The organism is Trinickia soli, from assembly GCF_002879855.1.
Classification (GTDB): Bacteria; Pseudomonadota; Gammaproteobacteria; order Burkholderiales; family Burkholderiaceae; genus Trinickia; species Trinickia soli.
In genome coordinates this window covers 1-13,498 of sequence record NZ_PNYB01000007.1, presented here as the reverse complement: position 1 = coordinate 13,498, position 13,498 = coordinate 1, and the positions used below count along the sequence as shown (strand labels likewise).

The 13,498-nt window shown below is 63.1% G+C and carries 16 protein-coding genes; 8 read left to right on the top strand and 8 right to left on the bottom strand.

Translation table 11 applies throughout. From position 1 onward, the window contains the following. Positions 1–262: 262 nt before the first annotated feature. Both C0Z19_RS09810 and C0Z19_RS09805 read left to right on the top strand, forming a co-directional pair. A complete protein-coding gene (locus C0Z19_RS09810) occupies positions 263–1,978 on the top strand; it encodes an isovaleryl-CoA dehydrogenase (RefSeq protein WP_102609634.1) in 1,716 nt (571 codons plus the stop codon). A 48-nt stretch (positions 1,979–2,026) separates the two neighbouring features. Then, the gene (locus C0Z19_RS09805; protein ID WP_102609633.1) at positions 2,027–3,445 is read left to right on the top strand and encodes a coniferyl aldehyde dehydrogenase; all 1,419 of its coding nucleotides are present in this window, start codon (positions 2,027–2,029) and stop codon (positions 3,443–3,445) included. Positions 3,446–3,480: 35 nt separating this feature from the next. Here C0Z19_RS09805 and C0Z19_RS09800 read toward each other — a convergent pair whose 3' ends face one another. Together C0Z19_RS09800 and C0Z19_RS09795 are read right to left on the bottom strand one after the other, a co-directional pair. After that, the gene (locus tag C0Z19_RS09800; RefSeq protein WP_233196076.1) at positions 3,481–4,518 is read right to left on the bottom strand and encodes a serine/threonine protein kinase; all 1,038 of its coding nucleotides are present in this window, start codon (positions 4,516–4,518) and stop codon (positions 3,481–3,483) included. A gap of 136 nt (positions 4,519–4,654) precedes the next feature. After that, positions 4,655–4,870: a hypothetical protein gene (locus tag C0Z19_RS09795; protein ID WP_102609632.1), complete on the bottom strand. Its 216-nt coding sequence runs from the start codon at positions 4,868–4,870 to the stop codon at positions 4,655–4,657. Positions 4,871–5,231: 361 nt separating this feature from the next. On the opposite strand from C0Z19_RS09795, the gene C0Z19_RS09790 reads away from it, so the two are divergent. Together C0Z19_RS09790 and C0Z19_RS09785 are read left to right on the top strand one after the other, a co-directional pair. Continuing rightward, a complete protein-coding gene (locus tag C0Z19_RS09790; protein ID WP_146012028.1) occupies positions 5,232–5,444 on the top strand; it encodes a hypothetical protein in 213 nt (70 codons plus the stop codon). A gap of 200 nt (positions 5,445–5,644) precedes the next feature. Next, entirely contained in the window at positions 5,645–5,830 is a 186-nt protein-coding gene (locus C0Z19_RS09785; protein ID WP_102609630.1) for a hypothetical protein, read from the top strand. Between the two features lie 56 nt (positions 5,831–5,886). On the opposite strand, the gene mgrA is transcribed toward C0Z19_RS09785, so the two are convergent. Then, positions 5,887–6,930: an L-glyceraldehyde 3-phosphate reductase gene (gene mgrA, locus C0Z19_RS09780; RefSeq protein WP_102609629.1), complete on the bottom strand. Its 1,044-nt coding sequence runs from the start codon at positions 6,928–6,930 to the stop codon at positions 5,887–5,889. A 132-nt stretch (positions 6,931–7,062) separates the two neighbouring features. Between mgrA and C0Z19_RS09775 the strand changes: the two genes are divergently transcribed. Continuing rightward, positions 7,063–7,269, top strand: a complete 207-nt coding sequence (locus C0Z19_RS09775; RefSeq protein ID WP_102609628.1) for a DUF3185 family protein — start codon at positions 7,063–7,065, stop codon at positions 7,267–7,269. A 35-nt stretch (positions 7,270–7,304) separates the two neighbouring features. Here the strand turns inward: C0Z19_RS09775 and C0Z19_RS09770 are convergent, their stop codons facing one another. Together C0Z19_RS09770 and C0Z19_RS28215 are read right to left on the bottom strand one after the other, a co-directional pair. Next, positions 7,305–8,066: a phytanoyl-CoA dioxygenase family protein gene (locus C0Z19_RS09770; protein WP_102609627.1), complete on the bottom strand. Its 762-nt coding sequence runs from the start codon at positions 8,064–8,066 to the stop codon at positions 7,305–7,307. 404 nt (positions 8,067–8,470) lie between these two features. Beyond that, entirely contained in the window at positions 8,471–8,734 is a 264-nt protein-coding gene (locus C0Z19_RS28215) for a hypothetical protein (RefSeq protein ID WP_158242960.1), read from the bottom strand. A gap of 157 nt (positions 8,735–8,891) precedes the next feature. Between C0Z19_RS28215 and C0Z19_RS09755 the strand changes: the two genes are divergently transcribed. Then, on the top strand, positions 8,892–9,110 hold the full coding sequence (locus C0Z19_RS09755; RefSeq protein ID WP_102609624.1) for a hypothetical protein: 219 nt from the start codon (positions 8,892–8,894) through the stop codon (positions 9,108–9,110). Positions 9,111–9,286: 176 nt separating this feature from the next. Next, on the top strand, positions 9,287–9,919 hold the full coding sequence (locus C0Z19_RS09750; protein WP_102609830.1) for a LysE family translocator: 633 nt from the start codon (positions 9,287–9,289) through the stop codon (positions 9,917–9,919). Between the two features lie 351 nt (positions 9,920–10,270). Here C0Z19_RS09750 and C0Z19_RS27930 read toward each other — a convergent pair whose 3' ends face one another. Genes C0Z19_RS27930 through C0Z19_RS09735 form a run of 3 tightly spaced genes read right to left on the bottom strand, consistent with a single transcriptional unit; the run spans position 10,271 to position 12,156 of the window. Beyond that, the gene (locus C0Z19_RS27930) at positions 10,271–10,954 is read right to left on the bottom strand and encodes a hypothetical protein (RefSeq protein WP_146012027.1); all 684 of its coding nucleotides are present in this window, start codon (positions 10,952–10,954) and stop codon (positions 10,271–10,273) included. Between the two features lie 3 nt (positions 10,955–10,957). Continuing rightward, positions 10,958–11,599 (bottom strand): hypothetical protein, encoded by a 642-nt coding sequence (locus tag C0Z19_RS09740; protein ID WP_146012026.1) that lies wholly within the window; start codon positions 11,597–11,599, stop codon positions 10,958–10,960. Next, the gene (locus tag C0Z19_RS09735) at positions 11,596–12,156 is read right to left on the bottom strand and encodes a hypothetical protein (RefSeq protein WP_146012025.1); all 561 of its coding nucleotides are present in this window, start codon (positions 12,154–12,156) and stop codon (positions 11,596–11,598) included. Before C0Z19_RS09735 ends, C0Z19_RS09740 begins: the two co-directional genes overlap by 4 nt. A 558-nt stretch (positions 12,157–12,714) precedes the next feature. Between C0Z19_RS09735 and C0Z19_RS09730 the strand changes: the two genes are divergently transcribed. Next, entirely contained in the window at positions 12,715–13,341 is a 627-nt protein-coding gene (locus C0Z19_RS09730) for a tyrosine-type recombinase/integrase (protein WP_102609620.1), read from the top strand. The last annotated feature ends 157 nt before the right edge of the window (positions 13,342–13,498 follow it).

Here is a 13,498-nt window from a genome sequence, read left to right as displayed (position 1 = left end):
TTGTTTTCGCGCATTGTAGAGAGCACCGCCACCGGCGCGTACGGCATGCCACAGAGCGATTCCTCTAAACGGCCCGGGCCGCGGAAACCTATCATTGAGGCAAGCATGCACCCGCGCACGTCGTTCGTACGCATCGTTTGTGCGCGCCATTCAAACGCCGCCCTGCTTGTCTTCGCCCGGCCGCTGGCGGCTGCGGCGTCAAACTTCGTACACAGCGCATAGAACGCTCGATCGACGAGCCCGATTTCAGGAGACGCTCACGATGGAACCGAAGGCCCCACCGGCCACGCATGAGGTTACGAACCAAGCGCCGCCGCTCGAGCGATACAACCTTTTTCAGTGCGATGCGACGCTGACGGCAGCCGTCGAGCGCGAGGGTGCGGGCTGGCACGCGCCAGCACTGGAACGCGACGGCGCGGCGCTCGGCACGCCCGAGATCCTGGCACTCGCCGGGTCGGCGAATCGCCACGCGCCCGAACTCTTTACTTACAGCCCGCGCGGAGAGCGGATCGACACGCTCGAGTTTCATCCGAGCTGGCATCAACTGCTCGCGTTGCTGAGGCAGGAAGGGCTGCACGCGTTGCCATTCGATACGCCGCGTGCAGGGGCGATGGCGGCGCGTTGCGCGGGCTACTTTCTCCATGCTCAGCTCGAATCGGGCTCGCTGTGCCCGCTGACGATGACGTTCGCGAGCATTCCCGTGTTGCGCCGCGAGCAGGCGCTGTTCGCGCAGATCGCCGACAAGCTCTACGCGCGCGAGCACGATCCGCGCGATGTGCCGCTTGCGCAAAAGCGCTCGATGATGGTCGGCATGGGCATGACCGAGAAGCAAGGCGGCTCGGACGTACGTACGAACCAGACGCGTGCGACGGCGGCGACGAGCGCAACGGGACGCGCAGGCGAATACCGGCTCGTCGGCCATAAGTGGTTCTTCTCGGCGCCTCAGTGCGACGCCCATCTCGTGCTTGCACGCACGAGCGCCGATGCGCCGCTCTCTTGCTTCTACGTGCCGCGCTTCGCACCCGACGGCACGCGCAACGCGATCCGCATTCAACGCCTGAAGGACAAGCTCGGCAATCGCTCGAACGCGAGCAGCGAGGTGGAATTCGTCGACGCCTACGGCATCATGGTCGGCGACGAAGGGCGCGGGGTGCCGACGATCATCGAGATGGCGAACTACACGCGGCTCGACTGCGTGATCGGCAGCGCCGCACTGATGCGCGCCGCGCTCGTGCAGGCCATTCACCACGCGCGCCACCGCGTTGCGTTCTCGCGCAAGCTCGTCGATCAGCCGCTGATGCGCAACGTCCTGGCCGACCTCGCCCTCGAGAGCGAAGCGGCAACGGTGCTGTTCATGCGGCTCGCACGAGCCTTCGACGCACATCTCGACGCCGGGCGACAGGCCCATGCGGCCCCTTCCGAATCCGATATCGAGCGCGCGTGGCGCCGCATCGTCACACCGGCGGCCAAGTTCTGGGTCTGCAAACGCGCGCTCGAATTTACGGGCGAAGCGATGGAGGTATGGGGCGGCAACGGCTACGTCGAAGAAGCGCCGATGGCACGCTTCTATCGCGAGGCTCCCGTCAATTCGATCTGGGAAGGATCCGGCAACGTCATGTGCCTCGACGTGTTGCGCGCAATCGAACGCGACAGCCATGCCGCCCATGCGCTGCTCGCCGATTGGCGTGCGCAGGCTCAGGGCGAGCCCCGGCTCGCTGCCGCACTCGATGCGCTCGACGCTACGCTCGTCGCGCCGCCCGAGTTGCGCGAGGCCGGCGCGCGCAGGCTCGCGCAGCAACTCGTGCTCTGCGCGCAGGCGGTGCTGCTGCTGCGCACTGCACCAACCGGGCACGCTCACGCGTTCATTGCGACGCGGCTGGCGGATACGGGCGCCGCGCTCGGGTGCGGTCGCGTTTATGGCACGTTGCCCCCGGCGTTCGATCACGGTGCCATCATCGCGCGCGCATTCGTCGCTTGAGTGCCGGCGGCCACCAAGCTACCTACGGCTTGAGAACAGGGAGACAAGATGAAGAATGACCTGCCCGCTGCCACGGCGCTCGACGAGACGCTGCGTCTGCAGCGCGAGGCCTGCGCGCGCACGCCCTACCCGTCATGGGAGATGCGTGCCGCACAGTTGCGCGCGCTGCGCACCATGCTGCTCGACAACGCGGACGCTCTGGCCGAAGCGCTCGACGCCGACTTCGGTCAACGTTCGAAAGCCGAGTTGCTGCTCTCCGAGCTATGGCTCGCGAAGAGCGAAATCGACTCGGCGCTCAGGCACGGCAAACGCTGGATGAAGCCGCAGCGCCGTGCCACCGGCATCTGGCTGCGACCCGCCGCGGCGAAAGTGATCGCGCAGCCACTGGGCGTCATCGGCATCGTCGCGCCGTGGAACTATCCGATTTTGCTGGCGGTCGGCCCGCTCATCTGCGCGCTGGCGGCGGGCAACCGCGCCATGATCAAGATGTCGGAGTTGACGCCGCGCACAGCCGAGCTGTTCCGGCAATTGATCGAGCGCACCTTCGCGCCCGAGCACGTGACCGTTGTCACGGGCGACGCATCGGTCGGCGCGGCCTTCTGCGCTTTGCCGTTCGATCATCTGATCTTTACCGGCTCGACAAAGATCGGTCGTGAGGTCATGCGCGCCGCGGCGGCCAATCTGACGCCAGTCACGCTCGAACTGGGCGGCAAATCGCCCGCGATCATCGGTCCTCACGCGCGCTTTGACAGCGCCGTCGACAGCATCATCGCCGGCAAAACGCTGAACGCGGGGCAAACCTGCATCGCGCCCGATTACGTGCTCGTCCCGCGCGGCGCCGAGCAGGCGTTCATCGCCCGGGCTCGCGCGCGCGTGGCCCGACTCTACCCCGACTTCGTCCATAACCGCGACTACACGACGATCGTGACCGATCGGCATTTCGCACGCATGGAAGGACTCGCGCAAGAAGCCGCAGCGCTTGGCGCCGTCGTTCATCCATTGACCGCTGCGCAACCCGACGCCTCGCGCCGACAATTCCCACCCGCCGTGGTGACGAATGCGCCCGACACCTGCGCGCTGATGCAAGAGGAGATCTTCGGCCCGCTGTTACCGCTCGTCCCTTACGACACGCTCGACGACGCCATTCGCTACGTCAATGCACGGCCTCGACCGCTCGCGCTGTATTTGTTCGAAGAAGAACACATCAGCGTCGAGCGCGTGCTGCACGAAACGCTGTCAGGCGGCGTATCCGTGAATGAAACGTTGCTGCACATTGCTTGTGAGGGGCTGCCGTTCGGTGGCGTCGGAGCCAGCGGCATGGGGGCCTATCACGGCTACGACGGCTTCGCCACGTTCTCGAAGATGAAGCCCGTGCTCACGCAACCGCGCCTGAATGCGCGCTCTTTACTGCTGCCGCCCTATGGGCGGCGCTTTCACGCGCTGATGAGGCTGATGCTCAGGCTTTGAGGCAGGCGGTGCGGCCTGCCCGGCACGGCGTCCACTCAGACGGGCCACAACGGCCCTTCCTGCATGGCGCCGATCTGCTCGCGCAATTCGAGCACGCGCTCTTCCCAATACCGTTGCGTGTTGAACCACGGGAACGCAGCGGGAAAAGCCGGATCGTCCCAGCGTCGCGCAAGCCATGCCGCGTAGTGGATCAAGCGCAGCGTGCGCAGCGCTTCGATCAGATGCAACTCGCGCGGCTCGAATTCACAGAAGTCCTCGTAGCCTGCGAGCAGATCGGTCAGCGCGCGCGAAGCGTCCGGGCGCGAGCCGGGCAACAGCAGCCACAGATCTTGAATGGCCGGCCCCATGCGGCTGTCGTCGAAATCGACGAAATGCGGACCGGCATCGGTCCATAGCACGTTGCTTGCGTGGCAATCGCCGTGCAGTCGCAGGTGGGCCACCTCGCCCGCGGCTTCGAAGGCTCGCTCGACGCCCTCCAGCGCAAGATCCACCGCCGCTTCATAGGACGCGCGCAATTCGGGCGGCAGAAAGTCATGCGACAGCAGGAACTCGCGCGGCTCGTAGCCGAACGCGGCAATGTCGAGCGTGGGCCGCTCCACGTAGGGCTTGCGCTTGCCGACCGCGTGAATACGGCCGATGAAGCGTCCCATCCATTCGAGCGTGTCGCGCCGGTCCAGTTCTGGCGCGCGTCCACCGCGGCGCTCGAATACCGCGAACCGAAAACCGTCGAACGCGTGCAAGGTCTTCCCATCGATGGAGCGCGCCGCGACCGCGGGAATCTCGGCTTCGACGAGTTCCGCGACGAACGCATGCTCTTCGAGGATCGCCCCATCGGACCAGCGATGCGGCCGATAAAACTTCGCCACGACCGGCGGCCCGTCTTCGACGCCGACTTGATAAACGCGGTTCTCGTAGCTGTTCAGTGACAGCAGTCGACCATCGGTACGCACGCCCGTTTGAGCCAGCACGCTATCGAGCGCGTCCAGCACGCATTCGGGCGTGAGACGGGTAAAGGGGTGCGCGGCGCCGGGGTCGCGCACATCGGAGGAATGGGGGGAAAGAGGTTCGTTCATGTCGGCATTGTGCCGCATCGGCCATGGGCCGGCGCACATCTGCCTGGTAGCTGCCTTCTATCCGACTTCGACCTGCCTGGCTGCGGCGGAAATACAGCGGTGGGAATGCTGCTGTGTGAATACTGCGCCGTGTGCCTCAATGGACGAGCGAACCGGCCGGACGCGCGACGAGTTCGCCCGTGTCGATCAGATCTTCGAGAAAGAATGGCTCGGTGTTCAATTGCAACGATGAGCCAGGCTCGCCGGCGTACCAGACGACCATCGCCATATCGCCGAGTATGCGCATGACGATTCCGCGCGCACCGGACGGCACAGCCATATGCACCGACCTGACGATTGAACCCACTTGCATGATATTTCCCCAAGGGTGTTGAACGATGACTCGATTGTTCACGGAACGGGCGATCGAGGAAAGCCGAATGTGACGGTCTATTGGGCGCTATTTCTCCTGATCATCCTTACAACACACTGACTATCGAAATCGTGGAACCGCGTTGCGTGTTGCCCACTACCGAGGGGTGCGCGGCACGTCGGTGTGACTTACGCCTGCGGCGCGCTGTCCGTGCGGGCGCTATATTTGAAGCATAGCGCGCGCGGGGCCCGGGGTCGTCATGCGCTGCAGCACGATACCTGGCACGTCGCGCGCTCGGCACATCGATCGTATCCGCGCCCTTGCCGATCCGGTCGTGGCGCCCCCAATGCGGAGAACCCAGATGAACCCGTTTTCAAAACGCAATCGGCGGCATCGGCCCGGTGAGCGGCGCGTGAGCCGCGTCCCCCTTCAATTGCTCGGCGCTGCGAGCCTGTTCCTCGTGCTCGGCGCCTGCGCGCGCAGCGGCGGCCCTGAAGACGTCAAGCCGACCGCGACCACGGCGTTTCATTCTTCGCAGCCGGGCGTGGTCCAGGCTCCCGCGCGTCAGCCGTGATGCGCTCGCGCAGCGGCACGTCGGCCGGCGCGCTGCTGTGCAAGGGCGCGGCAGCCGCCGTCTGACTTCGCACTTGCGCACTTGCGCACTTTGCGAACGAAGACGCGCCGCGCAGCAATCGAGACGATGTCTCCTATACTCGATCAACGCGTGCGCACCTTCGCTGCATTGCGGCGCAGCAAAAACAGGAGGGGACGAGTATGTCGACAACGTTCACAATCAGCGACTTCATCCTGATCATCCCCATGGCGCTCGCCGGTGCGCTGTTCCTGGGCGCGCTACCGACGTCCTCGCGGTTTCTGCACAACGTGCTGCGCGTGCTCGGTGCGCTGATCGGCGTGGGCTTCGCTGTGGTGCTCGTCGAAGGGTTGCCCGCGCTGATGTAGCCCGCCCCGGCAGCGCCTGTCGACCGGCGTGCGGCGCGCCGGCCGCGCCGCACAGGTCAAATGCGCTGATCGGTCGAAGGCTTTTCCCAGAGATTGATGCCGCCCTCGGTTGCGTAGCGATCGATTTCCGCCATCTCTTCGTTCGAGAAGGCGAGGTTGGCCAACGCCCCGACGTTTTCGCGCACCTGCTCCGCGCGGCTCGCTCCGATCAACGCCGACGTGACGCGCGTATCGCGCAGCGTCCATGCGAGCGCCATTTGCGCGAGGCTTTGTCCACGCCGCTCGGCGATCGCGTTCAGTTTGCGTACGTGTTCGATGTTTTCGGGGCTCAGGTGACTTTGCTGCAGCGAGCCGCCGCCCGGCTTGTTGATGCGGGCATCGGCCGGCACGCCGCTCAGGTACTTCGAAGTCAACAGCCCCTGCGCCAGCGGCGTAAAGGCGATACACCCGGCCCCCACTTCGGCGAGCGCGCCGAGCAGCTCGCCCTCGATCCAACGGTTGAGCATGTTGTAGGAAGGCTGGTGGATCAGCAGCGGCACTTTGTGCTCGCGCAATAACGCGGCCATCTCGCGCGTCTTGGCGGCCGAATAGGAAGAAATGCCGACATAGAGCGCTTTACCCTGATGAACCGCGCTGGCAAGTGCCGCGGCCGTTTCTTCGAGCGGCGTGTCGGCGTCGAAACGGTGCGAGTAAAAAATATCGACGTAATCGAGCCCCATGCGCTGCAGGCTCTGATCGAGACTCGCAAGCACGTATTTGCGCGAGCCCCCGCCCTGGCCGTACGGCCCGGGCCACATATCCCAACCGGCTTTGGTCGAAATCAGAAGCTCATCGCGATACGGACGAAAATCGTCCTTGAACAACCGCCCGAAGTTCGTTTCGGCGCTGCCGTAGGGCGGTCCATAGTTGTTCGCCAGATCGAAGTGCGTGATGCCGAGGTCGAACGCCGTGCGCAGCATTTCGCGTTGCGTCGATAGCGGCGTCGTATCGCCGAAGTTGTGCCAGAGGCCGAGCGACAGCGCAGGCAGCTTCAGCCCCGAATGGCCGCAAGTGCGGTATTGCATGTCCGAGTAGCGGGCGGATGCAGCTTCGTATGCCATGGAGATCCTCGATGAGTGCGTGGGTGAAACCGTCGCCGAAACCCGCACGGCGACGCTGGGTGCAAACCGATGGACACCGACGCGGCAAGTTTCATACACTGCCGCGTGCTCGAACCCATCGATGAGAAAACTATGATCAAAGCGATTTCCGCGGCGTTGATCGCGGGCGGCGTCGTGCTGCTGTACTTCGGCGGCCAGTCGTTCCACTCGTTCGCCAACGACGTATCGCGCGCCTTCACCGGGGCGCCCACCAACAAGACGATATGGCTCATCGCGGGCGGCGCCGTCGCAACGCTCGCCGGCATCGTCGGGCTGACGATATCGTCCGGCAAGCGCTGACGGCGACACCGCCCGGCCCCCGCCGGGCGGCCCTGTCAGATCGCAACTTCGGGCTTCGACGCTGACCGCGTACCGGGCAGCGGCAGATTGCTTGCTCCGTGATAGGTGAACACGAGCGAGAACTTGACGTCGCCGGTCTCGTTCCGCCCAGCCGAGTGCAGCGTGTTGCAATGAAAGAAGACGACGTCGCCGACCTCGAGTTCCGGCGATACCGCCATGCGAATCAGGGCTTCGTTTTCCGGCAGGTCCGCGCGAAAAAACTTCTGCGTATCGAACCGCTCGGAAGTCAAGGTCATCGCATGCGAGCCTGGCACGAACCAAAGCGCGCCGTTGTCCGCCGTCTCCTTCCCCAGCGCGAGCCAGGTCGACACGAGGTCGTCACGCTCGAAGGACCAGTAACGCGCGTCGCGATGCCATCCCGTCAAGCTGCCGTAGGCGGGGTGCTTGGTCATCACGCAATTGTGGTGCGCGCGCGAAAGATGCGGCGCTTCACCAAAATACAGTTCCATCCAGCCCTTGATTTCAGGGGCCGTCGCCCAGTCACGCATAAGCGGATCGCGCGCGTAAGCATCCAGCAGCCGACGCACCGTATGGCCCCCCGGCGCATGCTTCGATTCGGGGGCGCCCGGATAACGCAGGTCGGCTTCGTATTCGAGTGGTTGCACCGCTTCGCCCAATTGGCGTTCGGCGATGGCTTTGAGCACCGCGCAACGTTGCGGCGATACAAGTCCTTTGGCGACGACGAAGCCGCGCTCGCGCAGCACTTGCACTTGTTCTTTTTTCGATTGCGCTGACATGAAACCTTCCTTACTGACGGGTCGTCCGGAGCGGAAACGTTTTATTTTACGGCGGCTGCGAGCGATGGGTCGCCGTGCCCGCCTCCCGCCCGGGTCGGCACGACTTACGCACGTCACGAATCGCGTGTAGGCTGCCACGCATGTTCAACGCCCTGACCGGCCGCCTGCGACCCTACTTTACGCTGCGCGCCGTCGCCGTACTCACCGATTTCGCCGTCGTCGCGACTCGCCCGCCCCGTTACACGCGGCGCGGCCCGTGCGCCAGTGTCGCCTCCTCGCTGACGTCGCGAAGCCTGGCAATGCCTTCCCCCTTCTATGCATAAACGTCTTGCCTCCCGCCACAACCGTATGACGCTGAGCCCTGCGCGCCCAGTGCGACGCGCATCGATGCGGGCGCTGCGACATCATGCCGCTCGCACGCGCGCACTCGACACGAGGCGGTCCGCGACGAACGGCTCCCACGATCGGAGCGGCGGGCTGCTGCGCGCCTGGCTGCGTGCCGTTTTATCGGCGCTGCGCACCGGTACGCGTGCGCGCCGTGTGCAATTGCGCAGATTGTTGCGCCGCGCCACGATTCGTCGGTCGACGCTGGCGCGCGCGAAGCGCTCGGCCCAAGCCAATGGCAATCGTCTGCCGCGGCGATTGTCGGCCAGCACCGGCTGGTTCACATTCGGCTCGCGCTAGTCGTTCCCCTCCGGGCCGCCGGCAGCGGGAGCGGGAGCGTCGCCCGGGCTTCCGGCATCCCACTGCAGGCGTAGAATTCGAGCTATCGATCCGCGCGAACGGCCCCACCTGCAGCGGCTTGCAGCGGGCCACGATGCTCCAATGAAGACCCCCACTTCCGAACGGCGCCCGCGTAAAACGCCGTCCAAGCGAACGCTGAATGTGCTGACGGCACTCGTCGGCGTGACCACCCTCGCAGCAGGCATTGGCTGGCTCGTCTACAGCTGGACGACCGACCTTGAAGTACCCTACTTCGCCATCCCGCTGGTGCTCTGCGTTCCCGTCATCGCTGCCGTCGCTTTTCGCAATTGCTGGGACTGACGGGGCCTCGCCCCGCCTCGTCGCGCGCGCGGCATCCGGCCCCGGGCGTGAGGTTTGCGCGATCTGGCAATCCACACCTGGCGCCCGCTTCGTCCTACGAAACGGCCCAATCGCGTGCCGGCCATGGCCTCGATATACTCGCTTGCAATGCTCTGATCGAAGCGAGGGCCGTCGCCATGCATCAAACCACACTGCTGCTGTTCGCCGCCGTCTCGTTCGTCGGCATCGCCACCCCCGGTCCCACTGTGTTGCTCGCACTGTCGAACGGTTCGCGTTATGGCGTAAGGCGTGCCTTCTACGGATTCGTGGGGGCTGTCGCCTCCGATCTCGTGCTCATCGGCGCAGTGGCGCTCGGCCTCGGTGCGCTGCTGGCGGCGTCGGTGTTCTGGTTCACCGTCGTGAAGTGGGTCGGCGCGGCTTATCTGGCCTATGTTGGCGTGCGGCTATTGCTGTCGAAAGGTACGTTGAACGCGGCGGCCGATGCAGCCGGCACGCATAGCGACAGCAATCGGTCGATCTTTCTAAAGAGCTTCCTGACGGCGGTGACCAATCCGAAGGGATATTTGTTCTTCTCTGCGTTTCTGCCGCAGTTCATCGCGCCGGACGCGCCGCTTGCTCCCCAGTACGTCGCGCTCACTGTGACGTTCGCGCTGCTCGACCTGGCGGTCATGTTCGGCTATGCGGTGTTTGGCGCGCAGGCGATTCGTCTGCTCAAGCAAGCGGGCGCGCGCTGGCTCGAACGCGTGTGCGGTGCGATGCTGATCGCACTGGCGGGCTCGTTGGCGCTCTATCGGCGGCACGCGGCGTAGTGCGGCAAACCCGACGTACGACACCAACGCCGACGGGCAATGCCGGCGCACGCATCGGGGTCACCCTGGGGCCGCGGCGTTAAAAAACGGCCATCCGTATTGCACGGTTGATTTCTTCTTGCGCGGCGCAATAGGCACTGTGAACACCAACGGCCGCGGGCGACGTCGCGGAACGGCCACTAGCCGCCGTTCGGCATAACCGTCACCTGGCCATTCGAGCGGCGGCTCCACTCAACAAGCTGCCGTTCGCCACACAGCAACACGAGCCGTCTCATTGACCATGTCGGTTTTTCACACGCCCCGACCGGACCTTCGAGCGAGACGGCATCCCCACCCAGATCTCGTAGACCGTCAGAGTCCGAGGCGCTTTAGGGACAACACAATTTGTTTCCCACCGGCTCTGGCGTCGTCAAACTTGACGAGGCTACGATTCCACACGGAAAACGCTGATGCAACCTCAGCCGGACGAAAGCGCGCCGCATGCCCGATATGCGTCTTTTGCTGCTGGATGCGTTGCGCATGGTTTGCATCTTTTCGGGCGAGCCAGTCTTGCTCCAGGGTGTCGACAATCAGCTTTTGAAATTTCCGGTCACTCAAGCGCACCGGCCACGTCGCAGTATCGATAATTGGTAGTCCATACCCTTCAAAGAGTGCAACCACCAATGTTGCGCATGTTAGGCCGTCTCCATTAGGAGAGGGAATGAATGTCCCGTCACGCCTGAAGTGCGCGCCACGCCAATAGTTAATCCCGTAGGGAATTCTATTTCCGTTTCGCGCCCACACTTCCGCCAACCAAAGTCCAATGTCTTCAGCTTCATCCGGCGATAGCCCGGGGCACTCGATCCAACCATACTCCCCATCGATCGGGTCGCTTCTCAAACGATTGTGGAACGCAAGATGCAGAAAAAAGACCGGAGAAGATTCCGGTCTGTAGTAAAGCCCAATGTGGCCACCAGTGCTAGTGCGTTGAATTCCTATCGCGAGACTGCAACCTTCGAGCTGTGAGGGGCGCTCGAACTTGTTTACGGATGTCATCGGCTAGTTGAGCCCCCAGAACAGTCGATCCACGTCTTGAGCGTCCGCGCGCGCCTTATCCTTTGCCGCCTCAAGCAAACGCGTCCATGCGTATAAGTGGTCGCTCGCGCGTGACGATGAGCGGATCATCGCGACTAGGACGCGGACCGATAGCCGCGACACATCCGCGTACGCCAAGAAGTCATTTACAGCGTCAAGGTCATTATCCGCAAAGGCCGCCTCAATTCGCGCAAAAGCTGCCGCGACGGCCTGCTTATGAGCCCCCTCCGCGACTAACGCGTACATCCGATTGAGCACCATCGACGTGACGGAGATCGTATCGGTTGCGGACTGTGGCTGGGTGAAAACGTTGTCTGCCCACGGTTCGTCCACCATGCAGAAGTCGACCGTGCTAATCGGTGATTGATAGCTAAAATAGTTCAGACGCGCGCGCTTGGTAGTCGCCCGCTCTCCAATCTGAACTAAGCAGCCGTATTGTCGGCGCGCCTTGGCATTCGCATTCTGGATCGTTGGCGCAACAACGTCCGCGATATTGGACTCGAAGATCTGCGGCAAAAACGACATATTCGCTGCATTGAGCGAAGGAAATCGAACAGTCGAATCATGGGCCGCTTCCGGAGTGGCAAGTGTGAGCGCTCCGATCATGGTGTGGCTCCTCGTTCGAGCATTTCAATCGCCATGTCGGCGAACTCATTAAGGAGTGGCTCGAACTGCTGGTCATCAAGCGTTAGGGAATCCGTGGGTGGAGTGTTGATATCAAGCTCTGCCCTGACCATTTCGCCTAAGTCAACCATTTCGGGTTGCCCGATGAACCCCAGATTAATTTTCCCGGCCATCCATCGGCCAAGCCGATTTACCTGAACATCTACGACACGCGAATTGCGCGGATAGTTAACTTGGAAAAAGAGATCGTGCATATTCGGTGTTACTTGAACGCAGTCGAGCAACTCACCAAGCACTCCATAGGCAACGTCCCGATCGCGCACACGACACGTTGCCGCAATGCCGAGAGCATAGCGCGTAGCCCCAGCAAAGAGCGCGCGGCGTGCGGACAACAGTTGAACTAGGTCACCGATAGCCGCTGGCGCTATGCCCAAACTGGGCCAGACAGGCGCAACTTGCGGCGAGATGGCTACGTCAATGCGCCCCGCTGCCGCGTTTACCGTCAGCCGCCTTCCATCCCCGAAAGAGCCCTCTTCCATGACAAGCCCTTCCGCAGGGCGTCCAGTGGACACCTCAGGGTCCTTGCCTACAAGAGTCTTCCACATTTCGCGTGATCTACCGAACTCGGTCGGCGACCCAAAGAAAGTCGCACGGACGGATTCGGTTTCCCACTGGTCAATTTGCGGCCGGGCCATGTCAGTCCTGGTGTATTCGGAGAGGGTTGCGTACGCCTGAAATTTATCACACGGACACCGGTACCAAACGATAAATCGCGGCCCGGAAGGGTCGGAAGATTTGATTGTGTCGGGCAAGCGTCGAAAAGGCTGTATGCATACCCAAATATCGGACGACGAGACATCGAGGGATGGATCGCACGCGTATCGCCACCGTCAGCAATCCGCCACATTGCTGACGTAGAACCCAGCCCAGTCGAATGTCGGTAATGGCCGAGCACTTGTAATCCCGGTCGACCGTTCCAATGGCCGTTGCACTTCGGCAGCGGCCCTTGCGGTCGCACGGGGTGGCCGAAGTGGGTCGGCCTGCGACCGCCCGACGCGGCGCACACTCAATCTCCATTCGCTTGAAAGGAGATTGTCATGGAATCCGAGAATGTCGTGGTTGTCCCCCGCGTCCCGTGGAACAAGGGCAAGCTTACCGGGCAGAAGCCGCCGTTAAAGCTTCGGGAAATCTGGGCGATCCGGACGAGACTTCAGATGGCGTCGAACGTTCGTGAGCTCGCGATGTTCAATCTCGCGATTGATAGCAAGCTGCGGGCGTGCGACCTCACGCGGTTACGGGTCCAGGATGTCCGTCACGGAAGCCAAGTGGCGTCGAGAGCGACAGTCATGCAGCAGAAGACCCAGCGGCCGGTGCAATTTGAGATCACGGAACAGACTCGTGAGAGCCTCGAAGCGTGGATCGAAACCCGGGGACTGAAGGCGGCGGATTTTCTGTTCCCGAGCCGGATTCATACGTCACCGCACCTGTCGACGCGGCAATATGCCCGGCTGGTACACCGCTGGATCGCATCGATTGGCCTCGACGATACCGCATACGGTACCCACACGATGCGCCGCACGAAAGCTTCGCTGATCTACCGTCGGACGAAGAACCTTCGGGCGGTGCAGTTGCTGCTCGGCCACACAAAGCTGGAAAGCACGGTTCGCTACCTGGGAATCGAGGTCGACGATGCCCTCGAGATGGCGGAGCAGACCGAGGTTTGATCGCATGGCGGCCGCCGAGCGGTCGCTTGCCGTTAAGGGTTATTCGATGCCTGCCATCGGCCACAGGAATGTGACGGTGCCGCCGCGCGTGTGGGCAGGCGTCGAATAAGCCTCGATGGAGGAAACCGCGGAGTGCCCCGAAGCGCTTGAAGTCTTC

Coding starts and splice junctions, on each gene's coding strand:
- C0Z19_RS09810 (WP_102609634.1), top strand. CDS start 263: ATGGAACCGAAGGCCCCACCGGCCACGCATGAGGTTACGAACCAAGCG.
- C0Z19_RS09805 (WP_102609633.1), top strand. CDS start 2,027: ATGAAGAATGACCTGCCCGCTGCCACGGCGCTCGACGAGACGCTGCGT.
- C0Z19_RS09800 (WP_233196076.1), bottom strand. CDS start 4,518: ATGAACGAACCTCTTTCCCCCCATTCCTCCGATGTGCGCGACCCCGGC.
- C0Z19_RS09795 (WP_102609632.1), bottom strand. CDS start 4,870: ATGCAAGTGGGTTCAATCGTCAGGTCGGTGCATATGGCTGTGCCGTCC.
- C0Z19_RS09790 (WP_146012028.1), top strand. CDS start 5,232: ATGAACCCGTTTTCAAAACGCAATCGGCGGCATCGGCCCGGTGAGCGG.
- C0Z19_RS09785 (WP_102609630.1), top strand. CDS start 5,645: ATGTCGACAACGTTCACAATCAGCGACTTCATCCTGATCATCCCCATG.
- mgrA (WP_102609629.1), bottom strand. CDS start 6,930: ATGGCATACGAAGCTGCATCCGCCCGCTACTCGGACATGCAATACCGC.
- C0Z19_RS09775 (WP_102609628.1), top strand. CDS start 7,063: ATGATCAAAGCGATTTCCGCGGCGTTGATCGCGGGCGGCGTCGTGCTG.
- C0Z19_RS09770 (WP_102609627.1), bottom strand. CDS start 8,066: ATGTCAGCGCAATCGAAAAAAGAACAAGTGCAAGTGCTGCGCGAGCGC.
- C0Z19_RS09755 (WP_102609624.1), top strand. CDS start 8,892: ATGAAGACCCCCACTTCCGAACGGCGCCCGCGTAAAACGCCGTCCAAG.
- C0Z19_RS09750 (WP_102609830.1), top strand. CDS start 9,287: ATGCATCAAACCACACTGCTGCTGTTCGCCGCCGTCTCGTTCGTCGGC.
- C0Z19_RS27930 (WP_146012027.1), bottom strand. CDS start 10,954: ATGACATCCGTAAACAAGTTCGAGCGCCCCTCACAGCTCGAAGGTTGC.
- C0Z19_RS09740 (WP_146012026.1), bottom strand. CDS start 11,599: ATGATCGGAGCGCTCACACTTGCCACTCCGGAAGCGGCCCATGATTCG.
- C0Z19_RS09735 (WP_146012025.1), bottom strand. CDS start 12,156: ATGGAAGAGGGCTCTTTCGGGGATGGAAGGCGGCTGACGGTAAACGCG.
- C0Z19_RS09730 (WP_102609620.1), top strand. CDS start 12,715: ATGGAATCCGAGAATGTCGTGGTTGTCCCCCGCGTCCCGTGGAACAAG.